The sequence below is a fragment of the Bradyrhizobium sp. 1 genome, assembly GCF_023073315.1.
GTDB lineage: Bacteria > Pseudomonadota > Alphaproteobacteria > Rhizobiales > Xanthobacteraceae > Bradyrhizobium.
This window is the reverse complement of record NZ_JADPJH010000037.1, coordinates 46,808-67,572: the sequence shown is the minus strand read 5'-3', so window position 1 is coordinate 67,572 and position 20,765 is coordinate 46,808. Positions and strand designations below refer to the sequence as shown.

Annotated in this window: 27 protein-coding genes and 1 pseudogene; 11 read left to right on the top strand and 17 right to left on the bottom strand. The window is 62.9% G+C overall.

Translation table 11 applies throughout. From position 1 onward, the window contains the following. Positions 1-47: 47 nt before the first annotated feature. Positions 48-1,082, top strand: coding sequence for a DUF4062 domain-containing protein (locus IVB29_RS34705; protein ID WP_247507924.1), 1,035 nt, complete (start codon positions 48-50; stop codon positions 1,080-1,082). Between the two features lie 142 nt (positions 1,083-1,224). Here the strand turns inward: IVB29_RS34705 and IVB29_RS34700 are convergent, their stop codons facing one another. Continuing rightward, positions 1,225-1,524, bottom strand: coding sequence for a hypothetical protein (locus tag IVB29_RS34700; protein WP_247507923.1), 300 nt, complete (start codon positions 1,522-1,524; stop codon positions 1,225-1,227). Positions 1,525-1,626: 102 nt separating this feature from the next. Beyond that, a complete protein-coding gene (locus IVB29_RS34695; protein WP_247507922.1) occupies positions 1,627-2,517 on the bottom strand; it encodes a DUF4238 domain-containing protein in 891 nt (296 codons plus the stop codon). Between the two features lie 1,207 nt (positions 2,518-3,724). Here IVB29_RS34695 and IVB29_RS34690 point away from each other — a divergent pair. The 3 genes from IVB29_RS34690 to IVB29_RS34680 all read left to right on the top strand — a co-directional run bounded on the left by IVB29_RS34690 (position 3,725) and on the right by IVB29_RS34680 (position 6,299). Next, positions 3,725-4,732 (top strand): hypothetical protein, encoded by a 1,008-nt coding sequence (locus tag IVB29_RS34690; RefSeq protein ID WP_247508147.1) that lies wholly within the window; start codon positions 3,725-3,727, stop codon positions 4,730-4,732. A gap of 161 nt (positions 4,733-4,893) precedes the next feature. Next, positions 4,894-5,412: a ParB N-terminal domain-containing protein gene (locus tag IVB29_RS34685; protein WP_247507921.1), complete on the top strand. Its 519-nt coding sequence runs from the start codon at positions 4,894-4,896 to the stop codon at positions 5,410-5,412. A gap of 92 nt (positions 5,413-5,504) precedes the next feature. Next, complete coding sequence (locus IVB29_RS34680; protein WP_247507920.1) at positions 5,505-6,299, top strand: transglycosylase SLT domain-containing protein; 795 nt, start codon at positions 5,505-5,507, stop codon at positions 6,297-6,299. Between the two features lie 151 nt (positions 6,300-6,450). Here the strand turns inward: IVB29_RS34680 and IVB29_RS34675 are convergent, their stop codons facing one another. The 3 genes from IVB29_RS34675 to IVB29_RS34665 all read right to left on the bottom strand — a co-directional run bounded on the left by IVB29_RS34675 (position 6,451) and on the right by IVB29_RS34665 (position 8,617). Then, entirely contained in the window at positions 6,451-6,726 is a 276-nt protein-coding gene (locus tag IVB29_RS34675; protein ID WP_247507919.1) for a hypothetical protein, read from the bottom strand. 309 nt (positions 6,727-7,035) lie between these two features. Then, entirely contained in the window at positions 7,036-7,851 is an 816-nt protein-coding gene (locus IVB29_RS34670) for an FkbM family methyltransferase (RefSeq protein WP_247507918.1), read from the bottom strand. Positions 7,852-8,080: 229 nt separating this feature from the next. Further along, positions 8,081-8,617 (bottom strand): helix-turn-helix domain-containing protein, encoded by a 537-nt coding sequence (locus IVB29_RS34665; RefSeq protein ID WP_247507917.1) that lies wholly within the window; start codon positions 8,615-8,617, stop codon positions 8,081-8,083. A 206-nt stretch (positions 8,618-8,823) separates the two neighbouring features. Here IVB29_RS34665 and IVB29_RS34660 point away from each other — a divergent pair, with 206 nt between their 5' ends. Next, the gene (locus tag IVB29_RS34660) at positions 8,824-9,174 is read left to right on the top strand and encodes a zinc ribbon domain-containing protein YjdM (protein WP_247507916.1); all 351 of its coding nucleotides are present in this window, start codon (positions 8,824-8,826) and stop codon (positions 9,172-9,174) included. A gap of 6 nt (positions 9,175-9,180) precedes the next feature. Here IVB29_RS34660 and IVB29_RS34655 read toward each other — a convergent pair whose 3' ends face one another. After that, positions 9,181-10,101 (bottom strand): DMT family transporter, encoded by a 921-nt coding sequence (locus tag IVB29_RS34655; protein ID WP_247507915.1) that lies wholly within the window; start codon positions 10,099-10,101, stop codon positions 9,181-9,183. A gap of 94 nt (positions 10,102-10,195) precedes the next feature. Beyond that, complete coding sequence (locus tag IVB29_RS34650) at positions 10,196-10,612, bottom strand: nuclear transport factor 2 family protein (RefSeq protein ID WP_247507914.1); 417 nt, start codon at positions 10,610-10,612, stop codon at positions 10,196-10,198. A 111-nt stretch (positions 10,613-10,723) separates the two neighbouring features. Between IVB29_RS34650 and IVB29_RS34645 the strand changes: the two genes are divergently transcribed. After that, on the top strand, positions 10,724-11,326 hold the full coding sequence (locus tag IVB29_RS34645) for an Ada metal-binding domain-containing protein (RefSeq protein ID WP_247507913.1): 603 nt from the start codon (positions 10,724-10,726) through the stop codon (positions 11,324-11,326). On the opposite strand, the gene IVB29_RS34640 is transcribed toward IVB29_RS34645, so the two are convergent. From IVB29_RS34640 to IVB29_RS34630, 3 genes are all read right to left on the bottom strand, one after another. Continuing rightward, complete coding sequence (locus IVB29_RS34640) at positions 11,293-11,688, bottom strand: hypothetical protein (protein ID WP_247508156.1); 396 nt, start codon at positions 11,686-11,688, stop codon at positions 11,293-11,295. The genes IVB29_RS34645 and IVB29_RS34640 overlap by 34 nt on opposite strands. A 62-nt stretch (positions 11,689-11,750) precedes the next feature. Continuing rightward, on the bottom strand, positions 11,751-12,005 hold the full coding sequence (locus IVB29_RS34635) for a hypothetical protein (RefSeq protein WP_247507912.1): 255 nt from the start codon (positions 12,003-12,005) through the stop codon (positions 11,751-11,753). Positions 12,006-12,180: 175 nt separating this feature from the next. Beyond that, on the bottom strand, positions 12,181-12,345 hold the full coding sequence (locus tag IVB29_RS34630) for a Flp family type IVb pilin (RefSeq protein ID WP_247508146.1): 165 nt from the start codon (positions 12,343-12,345) through the stop codon (positions 12,181-12,183). A gap of 318 nt (positions 12,346-12,663) precedes the next feature. Here IVB29_RS34630 and IVB29_RS34625 point away from each other — a divergent pair, with 318 nt between their 5' ends. Continuing rightward, positions 12,664-13,956, top strand: coding sequence for a hypothetical protein (locus tag IVB29_RS34625; protein WP_247507911.1), 1,293 nt, complete (start codon positions 12,664-12,666; stop codon positions 13,954-13,956). A 4-nt stretch (positions 13,957-13,960) separates the two neighbouring features. On the opposite strand, the pseudogene pdxY reads toward IVB29_RS34625, so the two are convergent. The 3 genes and pseudogenes from pdxY to IVB29_RS34610 all read right to left on the bottom strand — a co-directional run bounded on the left by pdxY (position 13,961) and on the right by IVB29_RS34610 (position 16,200). Beyond that, a pseudogene (gene pdxY, locus IVB29_RS34620) lies at positions 13,961-14,773 on the bottom strand (pyridoxal kinase). A gap of 48 nt (positions 14,774-14,821) precedes the next feature. Then, positions 14,822-15,463 carry an FMN-binding negative transcriptional regulator gene (locus tag IVB29_RS34615; RefSeq protein ID WP_247507910.1) on the bottom strand — a complete coding sequence of 214 codons (642 nt, stop codon included), beginning with the start codon at positions 15,461-15,463 and terminating at the stop codon, positions 14,822-14,824. A gap of 92 nt (positions 15,464-15,555) precedes the next feature. Beyond that, complete coding sequence (locus IVB29_RS34610; RefSeq protein WP_247507909.1) at positions 15,556-16,200, bottom strand: TetR family transcriptional regulator; 645 nt, start codon at positions 16,198-16,200, stop codon at positions 15,556-15,558. 112 nt (positions 16,201-16,312) lie between these two features. Between IVB29_RS34610 and IVB29_RS34605 the strand changes: the two genes are divergently transcribed. From IVB29_RS34605 to IVB29_RS34595, 3 genes are all read left to right on the top strand, one after another. Further along, the gene (locus IVB29_RS34605; protein ID WP_247508145.1) at positions 16,313-16,987 is read left to right on the top strand and encodes a class I SAM-dependent methyltransferase; all 675 of its coding nucleotides are present in this window, start codon (positions 16,313-16,315) and stop codon (positions 16,985-16,987) included. A 188-nt stretch (positions 16,988-17,175) separates the two neighbouring features. Next, positions 17,176-17,520 carry a multidrug efflux SMR transporter gene (locus IVB29_RS34600; protein ID WP_247507908.1) on the top strand — a complete coding sequence of 115 codons (345 nt, stop codon included), beginning with the start codon at positions 17,176-17,178 and terminating at the stop codon, positions 17,518-17,520. Continuing rightward, on the top strand, positions 17,520-18,089 hold the full coding sequence (locus IVB29_RS34595; protein WP_247507907.1) for a TetR family transcriptional regulator: 570 nt from the start codon (positions 17,520-17,522) through the stop codon (positions 18,087-18,089). The genes IVB29_RS34600 and IVB29_RS34595 overlap by 1 nt, the downstream gene beginning before the upstream one ends. Positions 18,090-18,254: 165 nt before the next feature. Here IVB29_RS34595 and IVB29_RS34590 read toward each other — a convergent pair whose 3' ends face one another. Further along, positions 18,255-18,575: a hypothetical protein gene (locus IVB29_RS34590; protein ID WP_247508144.1), complete on the bottom strand. Its 321-nt coding sequence runs from the start codon at positions 18,573-18,575 to the stop codon at positions 18,255-18,257. Positions 18,576-18,647: 72 nt separating this feature from the next. Then, positions 18,648-18,854, bottom strand: coding sequence for a hypothetical protein (locus tag IVB29_RS34585; RefSeq protein WP_346731323.1), 207 nt, complete (start codon positions 18,852-18,854; stop codon positions 18,648-18,650). A 113-nt stretch (positions 18,855-18,967) separates the two neighbouring features. On the opposite strand from IVB29_RS34585, the gene IVB29_RS34580 reads away from it, so the two are divergent. Continuing rightward, on the top strand, positions 18,968-19,249 hold the full coding sequence (locus tag IVB29_RS34580; protein WP_247507905.1) for a DUF3551 domain-containing protein: 282 nt from the start codon (positions 18,968-18,970) through the stop codon (positions 19,247-19,249). Between the two features lie 9 nt (positions 19,250-19,258). Here the strand turns inward: IVB29_RS34580 and IVB29_RS34575 are convergent, their stop codons facing one another. Both IVB29_RS34575 and IVB29_RS34570 read right to left on the bottom strand, forming a co-directional pair. After that, on the bottom strand, positions 19,259-19,486 hold the full coding sequence (locus IVB29_RS34575; protein WP_247507904.1) for a hypothetical protein: 228 nt from the start codon (positions 19,484-19,486) through the stop codon (positions 19,259-19,261). A gap of 220 nt (positions 19,487-19,706) precedes the next feature. Beyond that, positions 19,707-20,687, bottom strand: coding sequence for an SH3 domain-containing protein (locus IVB29_RS34570; protein WP_247507903.1), 981 nt, complete (start codon positions 20,685-20,687; stop codon positions 19,707-19,709). Between the last annotated feature and the right edge of the window lie 78 nt (positions 20,688-20,765).

The following is a 20,765-nucleotide window of genomic DNA, read 5'->3' as shown; positions in this document are numbered from 1 at the left end:
AAATAAGGGGCGGCCTCAGGGCCGCCCTCGAACTATCGGGGATATAGATGGATAAGGTCTATCAGGTCTTCGTCAGCTCAACATTCGTGGACCTTGAAGAGGAACGGAAGAAGGTCAGCGACACTTTGGCAAAGGCTGGGTTCATTCCCTCAGGGATGGAGTTATTTCCCGCGACCAGTCTGAAACAACTCGAATTTATCAAGAAAGTTATAGACCGCTGCGACTACTACGTGGTCATTGTCGGCGCCAGATATGGCTCCCTCGACGGCGACAGGAGCTTCACAGAAAAGGAATATGAATACGCACTAAGCCGAAATATTCCGGTGCTGGCCTTCATCCATAAAAACCCCGGCAAAATTTCCGCCGAGAAAACGGACACCGATCAACAACAAATCGCTCGCCTGGACGCCTTCCGCGCAAGGCTAAGCAAGAGCCGGATTGTTCATTTCTGGACCGACATCAATGACCTCTGCATGAACGTGCTCGTCGCCGTGACTAGCGAGGTGACGCTTGCCCCGGGCGCCGGCTGGGTACGAGGAGATCAAGCAATTGATCCTAAACTTTTTCAAGAGTTGGAGCGACTAAGGGCGGAAAATGAAGAACTGAGGAAACAGATTGCGGAAACTGATCCTAACAAACTAACCTTCTCTCCCGAGTTCGCCGGGCCAGATGAGGATTTTAGTTTCACATTAGGATCCGAGAACCCAAACCAGCCTTCTTCTCCGGTAAAGTGCTCTTGGAAGATTCGGTATATTTTCATCGCGATATCTGAACTGCTGCTCACAGAAACGCGCGAAACAGCGATCGGACGAGCAATTGCAGAATCGTACTTGAGCTACTTTCATAAAGATCTGCCTGGTCGCGAAAGCTATCGAATATCCAAGAAGGATTTGAGAACGCTCCGTTTTCATTTCGAGGCTCTCGGCCTGATTCAGGCAGAGGGTCGGTCTCTGCCTCACAGCTTGGGCGGAACCGGCTTCCTAGATGAATACATCGCTTGGACGATCACAGAGAAAGGGCGAAGATTTATTGCTAGTCTCTGGGCGATAAAGCGCTCGGAAGAGCCCCAGGCCGACGCGTAGGGGCGCGCATCAAAGCTCATCACCCGCCCCTCCGGGATTACGGTAACAGCGCAATTAACTGGCAGACCAATTTGGATTGAACGCACTGCTACCGTAATTCAGAAGCTTTCCTTTCGCCGATGCCGAACACAACGGGCGGCAATCACGCTTTCTTTTCAATCAACGGCGTCTTGATATATCCAGCTTGGATAGCCCAGTCGCTGAACTTCTGAAAGTCAGGATGGATATCTTCGTACGTAGCGACGAATTTCTGTATTGCCCGCGAGATTGCGGCCACGACTTCGAGCTCGTCGATCGTTGCCTTGTCGGGCCCCGTGGCATGCTTTAGCCAGTTGCGGAAGAGATTGAGTTCCTTGCCGCTGAACTTACCCTTCAGAACGTTGAACAGATGCATCAGGGGATTTTCAGGCAAAATGCTTTCACCTGCGCCCGCGAGCGTCACCGCATTCGTACTGTTTCAATTCGAAGTGTCCGATCGCGGCACGGATCTGACGTAGCGAAGCCAGCTTTTTCGTCGTCTCGACTTTCGTCGCCATTTGTGGCCTCACGTCCCCAAGCTCTCTAGCAAAGCGGCATTCGGTCCGACGACAATCTCAAGAAGACTGTCGAATTGGAATCGATTGCTCGCCTTTATTTCGTCCGGATCCGCAAGTCGCCTTACGCAAGTCCCCGAGCCGCCTGCCGATGGGCTCACAGCCAACAGCAGTTTGTGGGACAAAGGCAGCAAAAAGCCAGCCGCCAGATCGGAATCAGGTAGTGGCGTATCGCTCAGAACAAGATTGTTTGGAGGAGCGTCCAACAGGGCAAAGTCCATCTTCCTTAATATGTCTGCAATCGGCTTTGCCCCACGTAGAGCTTCCTGCTCAGGCCACAAGGGATCTTGTGGGCTAATGCCAATCAAGTAGATTGCCGTCGCATCGAGATCTTCGGGCGGTCGCGATCGGAGCGCTGCGCAATCGTTCTCCGACAGTTCAACACCAAAGCGCTCTCTCAAATCATCGATGAATTTTCGGTCATCGGCCGACTGATTTATCTCCGCGAGTGCAGCCCCGAATTCCTTCATGCGCCGATGGGCTCGCCTCATCACCCAAGGGAGGCGACAGCCCGAGATCGCGATCACCTCAGCAAGTTTATCCCTCGACGCTGCATCTAGACTTGTCGATACGTCGTCTAATCTGGCCATTAGCCGTGCCGCCTCTCCCTCGACAGCCGACAGTACGTCTTCGAGGGAATCTGCTGGCCGCCACAGGGAGTCAAAAACAGTGTAAGTCCAGTCGGCTGTCATGATCGATCGAGTGGCGACCTGAACCGCTCTGGCATATCCACGCCGCCGACCGAAAATTTGCCCAGACGAGTCCGCGAAGCGCTTCATCCAAAAGCGCGGAACGAAATGCTGATTCTTCTTAGAGAACTTGGGATCAGGATTACCGCTCATTTGACCTCGTCGATAGCCCGGATATTGCCTCTCTAAGCGGAGATCATGGGCCTCGCCATGATCTGTTGTGACCGAAGCCTACTTCTTTGGCTTACGCTTTTTCAACAGGCCAATAGGATGGGTGGAGAGAAAGCGACACCCATCAGCTCGGAATTACGTTGACAGTGCACTAAATTCACTCGCTCCGTCGTGCCTATCTGCGGCTTCGGCTCGCGTTTGGTGGACGGCGTGAATTAAGTGCACTGTCCCCGTCGGGTAATGGCAGATTGGTTCAGCTTCGATGCTCATCAATACTCTGCCGCCGAATTGCCTTTGCGGTCGCGCCCTTCCCTTCTACACTCCCGACTCCACCGGCATGGGTTCCGACGCGCCTGGTAGACGCGGAGTCAAGTTATGCCCACACCGGAGAGCTTCCCGATCGAGACGATTTTCGTTCCCACGAAAATGAAGAAGGAAATTACGGTGACAGTGCACTAAACTCGGTCGGTGTCGCCTCTGTTGCGCCTCAGACAGACGGCCACCAAGCCCGCTTCAACCGGTGACTCGGTGGCCGCTGCGCCAAGACCGGCTACAGGTCCGGCTACAAGATCCGCTAGTAGCAAGGAGGGTAAGGTTCGTAGCCGCAGCGGCGATAGCCGCCGTAAGCCCCGTAAGCTGCCGCACCAACCGCAGCAGCTCCGACGCCCACGGCAACTCCGCGGCGCACGGCTGCTCCACGATAGACGCCGCCGCGATAGACACCGCCGTGATGAACACCAACCCGACCAACTCCGACGCCTCTCCGATACGCGAAGGCGTCGGTCGAAACAGTCGCAATGCAGGCGATGCCAATGATTGCGGATGCGGCAAGTGAAAGGATGGTTCGGCGCGGCATGTCCACTCTCCTTCCTGGATTGGAACGGTGCGTCAACGTAGTCAGCCAAGGAGCGGGTTTGTTGATTTAGAACAATACGGGCCGTTGCGATCTGGCGGCCGGGTCCACAACGGGACAGTGAAACTGTCACGCCTTGCTACATAGGGCATCAGCGGGAGCCACACCGATTTCAGTCATGGACCTGATGCTCGCGACGCATGCCGGTCCGGAAACGCCCACGCTCAGCCCGCGCGACCGCCATAATTTCTCCTTCGCACGCGCGTTGTGTTGGACAGTGGCGAGGCCTATCCTCCCAGCGATTGGACAGCCGCACTCTCAGTGACGCCCGACTGGATGGAGAGCGCATCGGTGCCAGACGACCCCAAGCCTGATACCCAAAAGCCTGGCGCCCCCAAGCCGGACGCAGTGCGCGCCGAAGGCGGGCTGGCGCGGGCCTATGACCAGATCAAGAGCGCAGAGCAAGACCTTGCGCGGCTTGACCGGCTGGTTTCCGGAATGGAACGCGGCAGCGAAGGCCCGCGGATATTGCAAGCAAGCGCCGGTGCGGAGGCAGCCAGGACTTCCAATGAAAAGACTTCCGAGGACAAGGCCCCCAAGACGCCGGCACCGGATAGCAAGGTTCGCGATCGAGACCTGAAGGGACATCGACCCACGCTGCGCGTTCTAGTTGGCCTCGCGCTGGCGATCGGCATTCTCGGTGCCGCCGTCGCTTCGCAATATCGCGATGAGGCCAGGTCCATGAGCAGGTCGATCATGGCGCGATGGGCTCCGCCGGCCGCGAGCGAGCCACCGCAAGCGCCCGCGGTTGAAAGCCCGGCGCAACCGCCGGCCGTGCAACTGGCTGCCGCGGATGAGCCCGGCACGGTGCCCGCGCCGCCCGTCGGCAAGGACACGGAGAGCGCTGCAGGGTTTGACGCTTCAAGACCCGACGCTTCAAGAATTGGGGCCACAACGCCTGAGCCATCGTCGTCTGATCTCCCGCAATCGCTCAAGACCATCACCAACGAGCTTGCGAGCATCAACGGAAAGCTCGAGCAACTTAAAAGCCGCAACGAGCAGACGCTGCGCGAGCAGGCTGACACCATTCAACAGCTCAAGGCGGCCCAGCAGAAGGATGCGGCGGACAATGCGCGCCTCGCCGCACAGGTTCAGGCGCTGCAAACGCAACAGACGACTTCATCCGCGAAACCCGTCGTACGGAGCATGACGAGCAACGACACGGCCGCGCCAGCGCGGCCGCACATGCAAGCGGCCGCACCTCGGCGGCCCAGGCCACCGCCGCGAGGACACTGGATGCCTCCGCCCTATATGATTGAGCCTTACGGCGATCCGGATTGGTGAGCCGCTGTCACCGTAATCGTGTCCGCCGTAATGGCATATCGGTTCCAGTTGCTCATCAACACCCTGGCGCCGAATTGCCTTTGCGGTCGCGCCCTTCCCTTCTAAACTCCCGATGCCACCGGCATGGGTTCCGACGGGCCTGGTAGACGCGGAGTCGAGTTATGCCCACACCGGAAAGCTTCCCGATCGAGACGATTTTCGTTCCCACGAAGTTGAAGAAGACCCTCAAGCCCGAGACCGCCGCCGAGATCGCGGAAAGTATGCTGGACATCGGGCAACAGACCCCCATTTCCGTTCGGCCCGAGGGAGACCGCCTCGTTCTGGTCGAGGGACTGCATCGGCTCGAAGCCTGCAAGGCGCTCGGCGAGACGACCATTATCGGTGTCATCGTCCCGGCGGAGGTCGCTCAACACAGGCCGCTGCTGTCCGAAGGACCCGCAGTCGAGGCAGAGCGCATCAAGATGGCGCGATTGAAACAGCTGCGCCTCGAGAAGGAAGCCGCGGAAGCATCGACGGCTGGCTCGAAGAGCGTCAACGGAACGGAAGCGCCGCGCACCCGTCCGACGAAAGGCGTTCGCGACAATCCGAAGGCATCACCGGGCCGGACCGCCGGATCGACACCGAAAAGAACATTGTCGGACTGGATCACGCAGCAAAAGGGCAGCGGCGGCCGCTATTGATGGCCGGCTCCAAGCCTTGAGATCACAAGCCTTGAGATCACAGCGTCTTGAGAGCACAGCTCGAATTGCGGTGACAGTGCTGCGCAAGCGCAATGCCAGGAAAACGCAGCCACCTCCTCCCTCGCTTTCGCAACCTTCGAAGAGGCGCCCGGCGGATGCGAAAGGCGTTCGCCCACGCACCGCGGATCGTCCGGATCGCGGTCAGCGCAGCCCTCTTGCTTGCGGCCCTCGCCCTCCTCAACATCGCCTATCAAATCATCCGCAAACCAACCGAACTCTTCGCCTTCATCGGCCACTCTCTCGACAAGGACCCCGCCGCGATCTGGCGCCAATATGGTCCCCTCTTCCACACCTTCTCCACCGCGACGATCACGCCTGAATTGCTCGCCGCGCTGGCGCAGGTCGAGAGTTCCGGCAATCCGGTGGCGCGCACCTACTGGCGCTGGCGATGGAGTTTTAATCCGCTGGCGATTTACAAGCCCGCCTCCAGCGCGGTCGGCCTTTTCCAGATGACCGATCCGGCCTTCGCCGAGGTCTCGCGGTTCTGTATTCGCGGCAATGCGGTCACCGAGACCGGCTGCGGGTCGACCTTCCTTTACACCCGCGCGATCCCGAGCCACGCCATCGAGCTGGCCTCGGTGTATCTGGATCGCAATGTCGCGCTGGTTCTCTCGCTGGCCGACGATGTGAAGCCAAGCCCGCAGCAGAAGCAGGATCTGGCGACCATCATCCATCTGTGCGGCGCAGGCCCCGCCACCGCCTATGCGCGCCGCAAGTTTCAGATGATGGCGGGCGAGCGCTGCGGCGATCATCTCGTCGCGTTCTATCTCGCCAGGGTCAACGCGATGAAGCGGCAGTTTGTGCGGCTTGCGGCAGGGGATTCGTAGAATCCGTAGGGTGGGTTAGCGCAGCGTAACCCACCACTTTGCTTTCCGCGTTGACAGACGTGGTGGGTTACGCCGCGCGAACTGCGCTTTGCGCAGCCGCGGGGCTAACCCACCCTACGCGTCCAATCCATTCCGCGTCGGTCTATGGCCTTCACCACCAATACGGCCACCGCCAGCCTTCATAGCGGACATACGACGACACCAGCGGCGGGCCGTAGGGATCGACGCGGTCGTCTTCGGGGCGATAACGATAGCGTGGAACGACATTGTAATCCCACGGCGTCGGCCTGAGCACGGGAACGTCCACCCTCAGCCGTGGTTCGGAAGCGACTTGCGCCCTCCGCGTCCGGGCTTCAGCACCGGATGTCCCGAGATTGCACAGCACCAGGGCCGTTCCGAGCGTGCACGCGACAGTCATGATCTTCATGCGTTGGTCTCCTTAGCGACGAGAGTGCAAAAGGACTCAAAGCAAGGCAAGCAAATTCGCGACCTGCTTGAATGGCGCTCTCGGCTCTGGCCGCCCGCGGCATCGATCAAGCGCTCGCGGAACCCCTCGTTCCACGAGGCAGTCGCCTGTGGGATGGTAGAACCCTTGCGAAACCCGTCATTCCATCACGGCAATTGATGGGTTTCGCTTCCGCCTTCGCTCGTCGAGCAACGGCGGACAAGTCGCTCTACCCATCCTGCACAGCTATGTGACTCGCCTGGGCACTTGCTGTCACATAGCCACAGCGTTTCAGGCCGCCTGGCCGGCGCTTTGCTGCGGGTTGATATCCTTCAGGCACCTGTCGCTCTGATGGACGGCGAGGACGTTGATTGCCATCGCCATGGACTGGTAGCCGTTGTCGCGCAGCCACTGCTCGAGCTGCCGGTTGTCGGTCTTGATTTTCTCGATCAGCAGGATCGGGCGATGTTTCCGGATCGTCTCCCGCGCGCCCTCGAGCGCCTCCATTTCCATGCCCTCGATGTCGATCTTGATGAAATCGACGCGGGCCAGATTGAGCTCGTCCAGCGTCATCGTCTGGACCGTGACGGTGTTGTTGGCATAGTCGATCGGCTGGCCGATGAATTCGTTGTTCGGGCCCTGCCGCAGTTCCAGGCTGCCGAAGCTCGACGGCATGAAATAGTTCGGGTTCGGAATCTGCATGGTGCCTGACGCGGAGGACACGGCCGCATGCACCGCGAGCGCATTGAAGCAATTGTTGATGGCGATGTTGCCGGCCAGCGCGTAGTAGATCCGCTCCTGGGCTTCGATCGCGATCACCGAACCCCAGCCCGTCATCTCCGAGGCCCATTCGACCGTGTGCACGCCGATGTTGGCGCCGCAGTCGATGGCGATCACCCCGTCGCCATGGTGCTTCCGCCGCAATGCCAAGAGCTCGAGCGCGACCTTGACTTCACCCGGATCGAACGCGGCCGTCTCCAGGATCTGGAATCCCACGCCGTCGCCGTAATCAGGACCGGCCATGCGATAGTCGAAGCGATTGACGATCATCGTGCCGTGCTTGGACGCGGTCAGCACAAAGGCCAGCTTTTGCCCTGCGATAGGCATGGTGGAATCTCCCCTCACTTCGAGTAGATGCCACTATCCCAACGTCCGCTTACGCGAGGCTTGTCCCGGGGTGGGCCTCCAGCCCCGCCTTTGGCCACGATGCCATCATGCGCCTGTTTTGCCCGACGGCGCAAGCGAATTTCGTAAAATCCGCAATCCCTGCGAATTCAACGACTTGGCTACTGTGCATGGGGTTGTTTTCGCAGTTTATGTTTTTTGTGGCGGCTCCCTACGCCGCGTCGACGTCCTCGGGCGCTGGCCCCGCCACGAGCCCATCGAGACCGACCATCAGCAAATCGGCGATATGCATCAGCTGATACAGCGGAATATCCGCCTCGCCCTGCTCGGCCAGTGCCAGAAAGCCCGGCGTGACGCCGATGCGCTCGGCGAGCTGGGCCTCGGTGTAGCCGCGGGTCTCGCGCGCAGCCTTGACGCGCGCGCCGATCCCGAGCCGGTGCCGGGACTGCTCGTCCACGGTCATCATCGCCGCCTGCTCGTCCGGGCTCGCATAACCATCCGCAAACGCGCCGCCGATCAGCCTCTCTTTGCGCCAGGCGAGCCGGCAGGCCTTGCGCAGTCCGCCGGAGAAGATCACCGCAAACTGCTCCGGCACCCAGGCCGAGCTGTTGAGCTGCAGCCGCGCGCCGCTGCCGGAGACATCGCGGATCGTGCAGGGCACGCTGACGATGCTGCCGGCGCCATTGTCGAACTCGACCAGTCCGGTCCTCAGCGTGTGATGTCTGACGGCAGCGCGATGCTCGCTCATGACAGCTCCAATGATTTGCGGCCGCGTCGAACGGCGTGTCCGGCGCATCCGTCTTGTCAGGACATGGATACCGCGGAATTTTTCCTGAATTCCTAAGGTTCCAGCCCTTCAACCCCGACCAGACGCCATGGTAAAGGAATTGCTCCAAAACCATCTTTTCCGGCGGAATGCGTGCGGCGCGCCCGTGACGGGTGACGAGGCAAGCCATGACCGAACCGATGAAATGCCCAAACTGCCAGTCGGAGCACGCCTACCAGGACCGCGATCTCTGGATGTGCCCGGAATGCGCCCATGAATGGAGCGCAGCCGGCGATGCGGCCGCGCCGGTCGCACAGGACGCCGGCGTGCGCGATGCCAACGGCAATGTGCTCAGCGACGGCGACAGCGTCATCGTGGTGAAGGACCTCAAGGTCAAGGGCTCCTCGTCGGTCGTCAAGGGCGGCACCAAGGTCCGCAATATCCGCCTCCAGGACGCCACCGACGGCCACAACATCGCCTGCAAGATCGACGGCATCGGCGCGATGAATTTGAAATCGGAGTTCGTGAAGAAGGCGTGAGTAAACTCAGCGCTGCCGTTGCGCCAGATAAAACCCGCACAGCACCGTCACGAGGCCGGCGGCCTGCAACATCGTCGGCTGCTCGCCGAGCAGGAGCCAGCCGGTGAGCAGCGTCAGCGCCGGCACGCAGGCGGGAATCACGGCGGCACGGGCGACACCGAGACGCTGCACCGAGACGGCAAACAGATAGAGCGCGGCAGGCCCCGCAAGCACGCCCTGCGCCAGCGCCTGGATGGCGTTTTCGGAAACGCCGATCGCGGCGATGCGGGCGAGCCCGCCGGTCAGGAGATAGATCGGCAATAGCAGCAGCGACAGCACGTTGATGACCAGCGCGGCCGATATGGGGGAGACGCGCCAGTGACGCAGCAGGGCGCCAAAGCCGGCAAACATGAAACCGGTGAGCACGAAGATCAGATCGCCCTGCACGCCGTCGGCGCCGATATGACCGATCGATTCCGCGCCGATCACGCCAAGGCCGCCGACGATGACGACGGCGCCGGCAAAGCGCGAGGCGGAGATCTTCTCCTTCAGGAACATGGCAGCGAGGAGCAGACCGCCGAGCGTCGCGGACGACGGCTGGATCACGCTGCCATGGCCGAGCGGCACGAACAGAAAGCCGGTGTAGGAGATCAGCGACATCACGGGGCCGCCGAGCACCATCAGCACGAGGCCCCTGCCCCAGCCGATGCCGCAGAGATCGGAGACTCCCGCGCGCAGCACCAGCGGCAGGAACGCGATCCCCGACCAGACGTAGCGATGCACGAGCAGATCGACCGGCGTGAAGCCGACCTTCAGCCCATGCCGCGTGCCGGCAAAGCCCAGCGCCCAGAACAGCGCCGCCGACAGGCCGCAGACGACGCCAAGAAGCGCCGGTGCCGCATCGTTCTTGTGAATGAGAGCGTCAGCGCCGCTCGTCCGCTGATCCATGGGCAAGCCTTATGTCAGCGCGCGGGCCGGCTCAACCCACGCGGTTGCAGGGCTGGCAGGCAAAGCGGCTACGGGCCACGCGCGGCTCTCACCGTCACACCTCCGCGCCGAACACCATCCGCCATCCCTTGCGCGTATCCATGTATTCCCGCACCTCGCGGATGCGATCGCCGGCGACCGTGAACACGAAGCAATAGTCGTTCTCATATGGCCTGCCAGTGGTGAGCGTGGCGCGCATCCGCTCCTCCACGATCACGACATCGCCGTCGGCATAAACGCCGCGAAAGGCGACATCGACATCTGAAAACATCCTGTGCATCTCCTGCGCGATGAAGCGCGCGATCGCTTGCGCGCCGATCATGTGGTCGGTGTGATCGAGCGCGACCGCGGTGGCGTTGCCCTTCGGCGCGATCCATTCGGCATCGTCCGTGAACAGCGCCGCGATGCGCGTCGAGTCGCGTGATGAAAAGGTCTTCCAGGCGTTGAGGACGATGTCTTTCGGGCTGGTCACGGCGGGCTCCCTGGCTTTCATTAAAGGAGGGCCGCCTTCTACGCCGCCCCGCGCTACGCGGCTCGCCGCAATCGGACTCGGTCATCTCGCGGCCCTTTCGCCCGCACGAACATGCGCTATCATCAGGCCATGCCGAGTTTTGATGTCTGCAACGCCGCACGCCTGCGCCGGGATCCCCGCTATGACGGCCGCTTCTTCACGGCGGTGAGGACCACGGGCATCTATTGCCGCCCGGTCTGTCCGGCCAAGCAGCCGCTGACGCGCAACGTCGTCTATTATCCGACGGCCGCGGCGGCCGAAGCCGCCGGCTTCCGCCCTTGCCTGCGCTGCCGCCCCGAGACCGCGCCGTTCTGCCCGGCCTGGAACGGCACGCGCTCGACGGTCGCACGCGCGGTGAAGCTGATCAACGAGGGCGCGCTCGATGAGGATTCGGTGGTGTCGCTTGCGCTGCGGCTCGGCATCTCCTCGCGTCATCTGGCGCGGTTGTTCGAGCGGCATGTCGGTGCCACGCCACAACAGCTTGCGAAGACGCTGCGCGTCCAGCGCGCCAAGCGCCTGCTTGATGCCAGCGATCACACCATGACGGAAATCGCGTTCCAGGCCGGTTTCGGCAGCCTGCGCCGCTTCAACGCCGCGTTCGCCGAGCTCTACGGTCGTTCGCCGTCGAGCCTGCGCAACACTCAGAAAAAACCCGGGCTGAGATCGAGCCCATAAGTCAGGCTCAGCACGAACACGAACAACGCGGCGGCGGCGAACATCGCGAGATGCCTGACGATGAACTCACGGGGCGAGGTGCTGGCAACAACGGCTTTTTGCGCAACGGGCATGACGGCTCCAGTATGATTCCAGAATTGGCCGCTCAATATGCAAGCGGCGCGCGCATCAGGCGCCACGATTTCCAAAACAACTATTAAGAAGATCACACTCGTCTTGAACCGCCGTACACAACACAGAGAGTGCGCGATGCTTTTTTCGTCGGCGTTTCTCGATCCGCGCACGCGCGCAGAAAAACGCGTTGTTCCCGACCGCAAAGAAAAACCGCGTTCCTCGGAGGGAACGCGGCTTGAAGGCGACATCAGGCCTTCTTAAAACCCGAATCCTGCGGTAGGCACGATCCGCCCGAACCGTGCAGGCTGGTCTAGCGAGCCGAACCCGTGGTCACCGTCGCGGTCTTCAGCTTGCGCGGCGTCAGGACGCTGGCCTGAAGCGCCGTCACGCTGGTGGGGGGCGCCGTCACCTGCTGCTCGACATTGTTGGCGCCGAGCACGCGGACCTGCACGGGCGAAGCCGGAATGCCATTGGCCTCATAGGCCGGCAGCTCGGCGGCGAAGGTGGCAGTCGAGCCCGCGATGACGAGGGCGGCGGCTGCGATCGACAAAGTCTTCTTGTTCATTGGTGATGCTCCAGAGAGAAGTTTCGGAGCACATCTAAGCCTGATTTGCTGCATTGCGATATGCATTGCTGCATCGCAACATCGCGCCACGCGCATGGGCGCAATGGTTAACTGTCACAATGATGCGCGGCCCAGCGCGCCAGGCGTCCGGACGCGAGGGATCGAGCACTCCGCCCTATTTCAGCGCCGTCGCCAGCGCCTGCAGCTTTGCCACGAGATTGGTGCCGAGCGCGTAGATGATCTCGATGATGGCGAGCGCAATGCCCGCTGCGATCAGGCCGTATTCGATCGCGGTGGCGCCGGATTCATCGGCTGCAAATTTGGCCAACAGGCATTTCAATTTCACGACTTGCGTCCTTCCCAGTTCACCGGACATTGCCGGCACGAGAGAAATGGCAGGACACAATCCAAGATTGAGTAAATTTGCATCCCTCAATTTGACGACAATGAACGCTGCATTTTGCTGGATTTTCGGACCGTGTGCCGCGCTCCCTGGAACCGCAATGGAACTCGCGTTGCCCGCGGGCAACACCTGCCCGAAAAGCCCGTTTTCGCCGAACTGTGCCATTGCGCCGCCACATCGTCCTCCGAACAATGGACGCACCGCGTGAGCAAGCTGTGCAAACTGGTTCGGTCAGAACCTTTTGGAGGCAGGATCATGAATGATCGGCGGTCTCTTCTGGTGGCAGTCTCGTGCCCCTCGGCCGTCATGGCCGGCTGGCTGGCGCTCTCCCTGTCCGCCTATGCACCTGCGCTGATCGAGAACAGCGGCGCCAATGCGGCTGCCGTGTCGCGCGCGAAAGATATCAGCCGTCTCGAGCTCGCCGACGTCCCGCGCGCCGCCACCATCGAGGATGGCATCGCGTTGACAGCCGACATCGCGGCTGCCGTCGCTGCAACGCCAGCGCCCGTTGAACCGGTGCCCGAAAACCCCGCCCCTGCGATCAAGCTCGCATCCGCCGATCCGGCGCTGATCTTGCCGGCGGAGGCGCTGCCAGCACCGCAGATTTCGCCTGAACCAGAGGCTGCCGTCAGCGAGGCGGCACCGGCGTCGGAGCCCGTGATAAAACTCGCATCCGCTGACCCCACCGAGATCGTGGCGACGGATGCGCTGTCGCCCGCAACGATCGCGGCCGGCCCTGCGCCCACCGCAAGCAAGGCGTCGCCGTCCGCCGACACCGTCGCAGTGCTCGACGAATGTTTCGTGATGGATGCCTGCATCGACCGCTATCTTTGGGCGCTCTACCAGCGCACGCCCAAGGAAGACTCGATCAAGGTCGAAGACCGCCGCGCCGTCACCGTCAAGCGCAGGGGCAAGATGGTCACGGTGATGCGCAGCTTCACAAAACTCGTCGACGAGGATTTTGGCTGGAAGGATCCGAAGGCGGCCGAGCACGCCGGCAAGCCGATGATGGACTACGTCATTGGCGGCATGGATCGCAGCTTCAAGCAGAAACTGTTTCGCACGCTGCTCGCAGCTGAGGCCGCCGGCCTCTCGCCGGGCATCACCAGCGCGTTCCGCGACGATTATCGCCAGTCGATCGCGAGCGGGCTGAAGGCGGCGTCCGACCGCTCCTATCACGGCGGCAGCACGCGCGGCGGCTACGGCCACGGCATGGCGGCCGACATCGTCTCGACCGCGGGCAACAACCGCGCGCAACGCTGGGTCTCGACCGAGGTGTTGTGGAAATGGGTCGACGCCAACGGCAAGGCGCTCGGCATCGGCCGGCCCTATCTCGGCCGCGATCCGCCGCATGTCGGCCCGATCGACGGCGCCGAATACATCTCGAAGCGTGGCACGGCGGACCGCAGGGAAGTCGCCAGCGTCAAGCCGAAGAAGTCACGGGCCGTGGCGAGCGCCAAGCCGCCGAAGACGCAGGCCGTGCGTGAGCAGAAGAGCCCGGCCAAGCCGCAAAAGTCGGCGCAATCGGCCGGCAAGCGCGCGACCTGAGCGGTTACTGCTTCCGGCCCGGCAACGGCACGAGGCGCATCTCGGCCGTCCCTGCTTCCTGCGTGCGCACCAGCACCGCAAAAATGGTTTCGACTGCGAGCCGCACCGCCGCCTCCATCGCCTTGCCCTTGGCCAGATGCGCCGCGATCAGGCCGGTGAGGAGATCGCCGGTCCCTGAGGGGCGGATCGGCAGGCGCGGCGTCGCAAAGCGGGACAGCTGACCATCCGCGCAGAGGATCGTCTCCACCTGCCCCTCCGGCGTGTCCGTAAGCGTGCAGCCGGTGGCGACGACGTCGGTGCGGCCGGTCCCCGCGAGGGCCGTGCATGCCGCGCGCAGGCCCTGGGCGTCCGCGATCGTGATGCCGGAGAGCAGTTCGAGCTCGAACTGGTTCGGCGTGGTCAGGTTGGCGGCCGGCAGCAGCCGGTGCCGCACCACGTCCAAAATGCCGTCGGCGACATAGACGCGGCCGTCGTCGCCGATCACGGGGTCACAGAGATAGATCAGCTTCGAATTGCGGATCAAGGCGCGCTCGACGAAGTCGGCGATGACGGCCGCATTGCCGGGCGAGCCGAGATAGCCGGTGACGAGCACGGCGGCCTCGTCGACGATATCGCGCTCCTCGACGCCCTTGAGGAGATCGGCGACGAGATCGGTCTCCAGCACGCGTCCGCGCAAGGTCGGCTAGCGCGGATGGTTCGACAGCAGCGTCGTCGGCACCGCCGCGACGTTCACGCCCTCCGCCTGCATGGCATAGGCGGCCGCGCTGTTGCCGACATGGCCGTGGACCACCTGGCTTTGAATGGAGATGACGAGCATGCAGAGGTCCGTAAGGTCAAACGTTGAACGACGCAAGCGTAGCCCGGATCACAAGGTCTCATACCCAAGGCCCGGCCGCAGCGCCTGCATCTTCTGCGCCAGCCGCCGGTGTCCGCTTTCCTCCGACCGTGCCAGCCGGCCCACGATAGCGACATGATCCGCATCGCTCTTGTGCTGGTTGAGCTTGGCCTGCCCCTCGACGCTGTCCACCACGAGATCGATGACACGGATCGCGGCCAACATGCTCTCGCGCTTGTCCGGCTCCATTTGCGCGAGGTCCCAGGGTGGCTTCGGCAAGCGCGCCTCGGAGACCGCAAGCAGCGCATCGCCATGGCCGCGATTCTCATCGAGTTCGCGCAGATGCGCGACGCCCGACAGGTGCACCGCTTCGTAGAGCCAGGTCGAGACATTGTCGCGCGAAGCGTACCAGTCGTTGGAGATGTAGGCATCGTCCCCGGCAATGATCAGCAGGAAGCGCCGCGCGCCGTCCGCGAGCGCCACGAGCGGATTTTTGGCGGTGAAATGGATCTGCACGATCGTGCGCCCGTCGCGCTGGTCCAGCACGAACGGCACATGCGAGGCACGGGGGCCGCACTCATCCGCCGCCACGATCATGCCGAAACCGCGCCGACTTGCGAATTCCAGCGCGCGCTGCTCCTCGATGCGGAACTGGGGACGGAGGACATGCATGGCGCGGCGCTCGATGGCTGGATGGACGACGAGCCGAGGCTAACTCATGATCCGGCCAAGTCAGAAACGATATTGGCCCGCAAACGCGGATGTCAGGAATGATCTCGGCGCCGTGCAAGCTCGCCGAGATAGGCGCAGAACATATCGGCCATCCCGTCGGCATGACGTGCGATGTCCGCTTCGCTGCGCTGCGTCTCCGAGAACCTTTTGCCAACCTCGCTCAGCGTCGTCTTGATCAGCTCGCCGGCGAGCATGCGCGTCGCATCCGGGGCTTTTGGCAAGGCCTCCCGCATGAACGCCGCGACGATGCCCTCGCCTGCTGCTCGCGCGTCCCGTGCCTCGGGCGCGTCGCGATAGAGCGGTGCGGCGTCACTGAGCGCGCCGCGGATCGCGGCCTCTTCGCATTCCGAACGAATGAAGGCATGGACCAATGCGCGCAGCCGCACCAGTGGCGGCCTCGCCCGGTCCGCGAGAATGCCGCGCAAAAGCTCGCTCGTGCGCCGCCACTCGTCGCTCTGGAGGCGGAACAGGATCGCCGCCTTGTTTGGAAAATATTGATAGAGCGACCCGACGCTCACCCCGGCCCGCTCCGCCACCCGCGCCGTGGTGAAACGCTGCGCGCCCTCCTTCGCCAGGACCTGAACAGCGGCGTCCAGAATGGCCGCCACCAGCTCGTTGGAGCGGGCCTGCTGTGGCTGTTTTCGTGAGGAAACTGAACGGCTTCGGCGATCGGCCATGGTTGTGTCCAGATAATGCGAATAGGAAACGCGACGAATTAGTCGTATTTGAACCACAGCGCAAGCGCGCGGCTTTTCGCGAACGTGGAGACTTCCAATGACCACCCCGACTATGACTTCGCTTGCCATCACGTCACTTGCTCCGCTGCTGGATCGCCTGTTCCTCGAGGCAGAAGCAGCGCGAGGCGCAACACAGGCCGCCGTCGCCAACCTGTCCGACGCAGACCGGACGCGGGTGACGCGCATGATGCGGAGCAAGACCGATTACGCGGAGCTCTACGGACTCCTGAAGGACGACCCACTCGCGGTCTCGCGCGAGACGGGTCACCTGCTCTACATGCTGGCGCGCAGCTCGCAGGCCAGGGTGATCGTCGAGTTCGGCACATCGTTCGGCATCTCGACCCTGCACCTTGCCGCAGGCTTGCGTGACAATGGCGGCGGCCGCCTCATCACCAGCGAGTTCGAACCGTCCAAGGCGGTGCGGGCGCGGGAGAATCTCTCGGGCGCCGGCCTGCTCGATCTCGTCGAAATCCGCGAAGGCGATGCGTTGAACACGCTCAGCGCCGACCTGCCTGAGACGATCGATCTCGTGCTGCTCGACGGTGCCAAGGCGCTCTACCCCGATATCCTTGATCTGGTCGAAGGCCGTCTCAGGCCAGGCGCGATCATCGTCGCCGACAACGCCGACGACAGCCCCGACTATCTGGCGCGGGTGCGCGCGCCCGGAAGCGGCTACATGTCCACGCCCTTCGCCGAGGACGTCGAACTCTCGGTGCGGATCAACTGACGCCGCACGAACCGCAACGACATCCCGGGCCGCCGCGCGATTCGTCGGGCGGCGGGCCCCGTGCTGCGTTCCACCCCTGTCGCAGGCTCGTCACTCACACGTGATACTTCCTCCAGGCAAAAGCCATAGCCCGCGTGCTAAACATACCTACCGTGCGGTATCTTTCGCGTACCAAGCCCGAGCTTGTCATGACCTCCGCCTTCAATGCCTACGCGGCTCTTGCCCTCGCCATCATCTTCGAGGTCACGGCGTCCGCCTTCCTGCAGCAATCCGCGCAGTTCACGCGACCGTGGCCGACGCTCGCCATGGTGCTGTTCTACGTCGCCTCGTTCTATGCCCTGTCGGTGGCGATCCGGGTCATTCCGCTGAGCATCGCCTATGCGATCTGGGGCGGCGTCGGCATCATCCTGACCGCGACCGTTTCCTTCGTACTGTTCCGCCAGATGCTGGATGCGGCGGCCTTCGTCGGCATCGCGCTGATCGTGTCGGGGGTCGTGGTCATCAACCTGTTCTCGCAGACAACGGCGCATTGATGCCGGCCAGCGCCTATACCCGCGCCAAGCAGCCCGAGCAGGTCCGGCGCGCCCTGCTCGACTGTGCGGCGGCCATTGCCATGGATCACGGCGTATCAGGCGTCACGGTGCAGGCGGTGGCAGCGGCGGCCGGCGTCACCAAGGGCGGGCTGTTCCATCATTTTTCGAGCAAGCAATCGCTGATCGAGGGACTGTTCGCCGACCTGCTTGCCCGTGTCGATGCCGAGATCGACGCCGCCATTGAGGCCGACCCCAAGCCGCGCGGCAGTTTTACGCGTGCCTACGTCAATGCGGTGTTCACCGGCAAGGCCTTCGGCTTCGCCACGCCCTGGGCGGCGCTGAGCATGGTCGTGGTCACCGACCCGTCACTGCGCCGGCTCTGGAATGACTGGATGAAGGCGCGCCTGAAACGTCATCGCGGCACCGATGCCGCGCCCGAGCTGCATGTCGTCCGCCTCGCCGCCGATGGCGCCTGGCTGTCGTTTGTCACGACGGGGCAGACGCGGATGAGCGCGGAGCTACGCGCAGTGCACGACCGACTGATTGCGCAGACCCGCAAGCGAGCGTAGCGGTTCCGCTCACTACTCCGTAGCCCCGATGGAGCGCAGCGCAATTCCGGACATTTGCCGCTGCAGACACACCGCCCCGGATTGCGCTGCGCTCCGCCCGGGCTGCAAGTGCCCCTACGGCGCCGTCTTGATCTGATGGACGCGCGTGATCGTCGCCGACGGCGACTAGCGGCTTGTCACCGGCTTGGACGGACGCGGTGAAGCTTTGGACGGCTTTGCGCCAGGCTTCGCCGTAGCGCGTGGAGGCAGTTCGTCGACAGACTGCAGATATGCAGCAAGCGCCTTGGCGGTGTCGGGACTGGTCGCGTAATGGTCCTTCAGGAACCAGGACAGCATCAGGCTGAAGCGCCCCTTGGCAAGACCGCGCGGACTCCGGTGGCAGGTCGCACAACCATCGGTAAAGAGCTTTTCGGCCGGCTTGCCGGCATCGAGATTTTGCGCGGACGCAACCGTCGCCGTCAGCGCGGCAGCGGCTGCAAGAGTCATCAGGGGCGCGATCACGTCGCGCCCCGACCGCATGAGCGTCGTCAAATCTCGTCCCCTAGCCCCGTTGCGCGGTCAGGCCGCCAGCAACTGATCGAATTCGGGCGGCGTATAGGCCTTGCCATCCTGGTCGGTGATGACGACCTGCCATCCCTCACTCGCCCACACCTTTGCCTTCGCCACGATGAGCAGCCGGCTCTCGCGGGCGAAACTGCACTTCTCATTATCGCGTTCTGCGATCATTTTATAGGCCAATGCGCATCCCCTTGCGTTGCCCTGCACCCGCTTCCCTCGTGGCAGCGGGCTTTGGCGGCAATTCGCCGGGAGCGTGGCAATTTGGTGCCATCCGCGGCAGCATTGTGCTTTGGTTCCGGCTGAGCGACGGAGGTTAGATCATGCCAGGCATCATCAATGCGATTCCGCTTGCCGTGGGCTTGCTTGCAGCCGGCCTGTTCGGCGCAACGCCGGCAGCAGCACAGACCTATGATCCGCGCTATCCCGTCTGCATCGAGGTCTACACCATCGACGGCAGCGCCATTGATTGCAGTTTTACGACGATGGCGCAGTGCGCGGCGACCGCTTCAGGACAATCAGCACAGTGCTACGCCAACCCCTACTATGCCATGCAAAACCGCCAGCCGGGCCCCGGCCCATCGCCGCCGCGACGAAGCCGCTAGCGCCCGCGCTCAGTGCACGCGGATGACGTGCGGGCGGCCGAGATCGATCAGTCCCTGTACCGCCGAGAGGCGGTCATCGAGGGCAGCTATCGTCAGCAACAGATTGTTGCGGCGCTCATCGAGAAGACCCATCTCGGCGCCGGAAAGCTTGGTGCTCGCCCGCTGCTTGTTAATGCCATCGAGCGATTTGCGCAGTCCGGCGATCAGGCCGGACAGCTTTTTGGCCTCTGTAGTCATCGACCGTTTCGCGACATTTTGGCGGCGCGTCTCCGCCTGGCTCTGTCTCATTTCATCCTCCCGTGCCCCGCTGCCCCGAGTGGATGCTTACATCTTTGGATACACATCTTACGATCGATGAAATCTACCCGCGAAGAACCGTCTTAAATTGTACGCGCAGGGAACTCGGGTCCGCGCAAACAGAAAGCCCGGCGCGAGAGCCGGGCTTTCGTTGGCAACGCTAATGCTTCGGACGACCGCCACCGGGACCACCAGCCGGCGCACCACCATGCGGAGCGGCATTGAAGTGCGGAGCACCGCCGCCGGGATGGGCCATCGCAGGTGCAGCCGCGCGCGGCGCCGGCATCTGCGCATGCGCATTCATCGGCGCGCCATGGCTGACGTTCGGCTGTGCCACATGCGGCATCGCAGGACGCGCGGCAGGCGCCGCCGACATCCGCGGCGCTTCATGCGCACGTGCCATCGGCTGCGCGCGCACAGCGGCGCGGCTCGCCGCATGGTCGTGCATCATGCGCGCCTGCGCATCGCGCGGATTGCGGATCTGAACATTCGCCCGCTCGTTCACGATGCGGTCGTGCCGCCCGGCGCGCGTCCGATCAGCCGCGACCGCCGCATCGCGCTTGGCGATCGAGGCGTCGTGCCGTGCCGTTGCGGCGTCACGTCCGGAGATCGCGGCGCTGCCCCTGACGTTGCCCTTGGCGTTCGCGCCGTTGCGTCCCAGCGCGATTGCAGCATCGCGCGTCGCCGCGCGGCCGATACGGGCCGCATGCGGATCGATCGTCATCCGCGTCGCAACGCGCTGATGCGAGGTCCAGTAATTATTCCAGTAGGCGTGCCGCCGATACCAGGGCCGCGCCTCATAGTAGCTCGACCAGTACGAGCTCAGCACGAAAGGCGCGACGGGCACGTCGATTTCGTCGACATAGTCGGGGAGATAGACGTAGTGATTGCGGTAGAGATATTCGAGATATTGCGACGACACCCAGCCGCGATCATCCGAGAAGCTCACGTCGCACCAGGCATTGCCGCGCAGGCAACCGTGGATGTTGACGCGGGCGCCCTCGGGGATGCGATCGACCAGGGGAAAACCCGAACCCGGCCCGGCACGCAGGCCGGTCGAGACGGTGACGATGCCCGGCGCGGCCAGCGCGGCCGTCGGGGCAAGCAGCAATGTGGCAACCAAAACGCTCTTGAGTCTCATGGCGTGTTCCTCCTCTGCGAGTGGGAACGCGCAGGCGGAACGAGCGTTCCGCTCACGGCCGCCGCATCCGTCGAAAGA